Origin of the sequence: Campylobacter sp. BCW_6466 (genome assembly GCF_001762835.1) — a bacterium.
Lineage (GTDB): Bacteria > Campylobacterota > Campylobacteria > Campylobacterales > Campylobacteraceae > Campylobacter_D > Campylobacter_D jejuni.
Window position 1 is genome coordinate 1 of record NZ_MJXO01000024.1, and the last position, 1505, is coordinate 1505.

A 1505-nucleotide genomic window follows, 5' to 3' on the forward strand; every position below is an offset into this window, starting at 1 on the left:
TTCCTTTATAGTTAATAGGTTCTCTTTATTTTCTAAGGTTTCATTTAAACCATGAATTTGATTAGTTTGTTGTAAGATTATATTATTTTGAGAATTTATTTGTTTGATATTATCTAAATTATGTTTATTTAAATCAGTATACAAATTTATTATAAGTTTAACAATTGGTATAAAATAGTCCCAATTAAACATCAACTGTTTTGTATTTATTTCTATTAATCTACATTTTTCTTCATAGTTTATATGCTTAATAGTATAACCTTTTTCATTTAAATATTTAATGGCCAAGGTAAAATATGGAATATAAGATTTAAAAATATCAATAGCAGGAAACCATCTTAAACTATTTTTATTATAAGACAAGTATTTTTCAGAATATTCCCGAATTACCCATCTTATTTCCTCCTCTAAATTCTGATTATTCAATAGAGAAAGTTCTTTATTTAATATTTCAAAAAACTTAACCCCTTGATAATTCAAACTTATATTTTGAAAATTTGGGATAATAAAAGAAGATGTATTTCCATTATAATTGATTTGTTTTAAAAAATCGAAAATTATATTTTTTCTATACAAATAATCTGGATCGTAAATATTGACAAGAACATTTGAGATTCCAAAAATTTCACTATAATTCTCCAAACATTTCCGATAGTCACATAAATGACGACCTTCGCTATTAATTTCAGCTGGTTCAATATGAAGTTTCGTTGGAGTGTGGTTTTTTACATATGTAGTATATAAATTCCACAACATATCACTAGGATCTCTAAAATAAACTACAATAAAAATCTCTTGAAAACCTAAAAAAAGAAGTATTTTTTTTAATAAATATATTTCTTTTTTCTTACTTAATTGATGATACAATCCTTCGGAAGATAAAATTATTTTATAATCTTTCTCTAAAGAATTTATTTCATTTTTAAGATTATTGAATTTTAATAATAGCTCGCCATCATTATTTAATACATCATGGAATTGATAAAAATCTAAAATTTTATGATTGTTAATAACTTTAATCATTTTTTCCAAGTACCAATACTCTTTTTCATCAAAAGCATTGGGGTAATAATAACCATTTTGCTTTAAAATTTCCCTATTTAAAGTTAAAAATTTTTGAATACTTGTTGTTCCTGTTTTTGGTGCCCCTATATGAATATAAGCAGTTTTCATTGTTTTTTCCTAAATTTCTTATAAAGCTTAAAAACTCTATAAGGCAATAAGAATAATCCACCTTTATGCCAATTCTTACTAGCCTTAATAAATTCTTCTCCTAATTGATAAGAAAAATGATTTTTTATTTTTAAAGCTTCATTATAATCATCATATGAACTTAAAGGAGGCAAAGCTAAATTTGGATTTTTCTTTATTTTAAATTTATAAGCCTTTTGTTCTTGTTTATGTGAAATAACAATACTTAATATTATAAAAGGTAAAGATAAAAAACCGAATACACTTTTAGAATTTAAAATCAAAGCTTGTCCTAGTTTATAAGAAAGTTGGTT

General features: G+C 23.1%; 2 pseudogenes. Both read right to left on the minus strand.

The annotated features are described in order from the left end of the window. Window positions 1-1173 (minus strand): annotated as a pseudogene (locus tag AJ887_RS01560) (hypothetical protein); the annotation flags it as partial. Beyond that, window positions 1170-1505: pseudogene (locus AJ887_RS01565) on the minus strand (alpha-2,3-sialyltransferase); the annotation flags it as partial. The pseudogenes AJ887_RS01565 and AJ887_RS01560, both read right to left, overlap by 4 nt.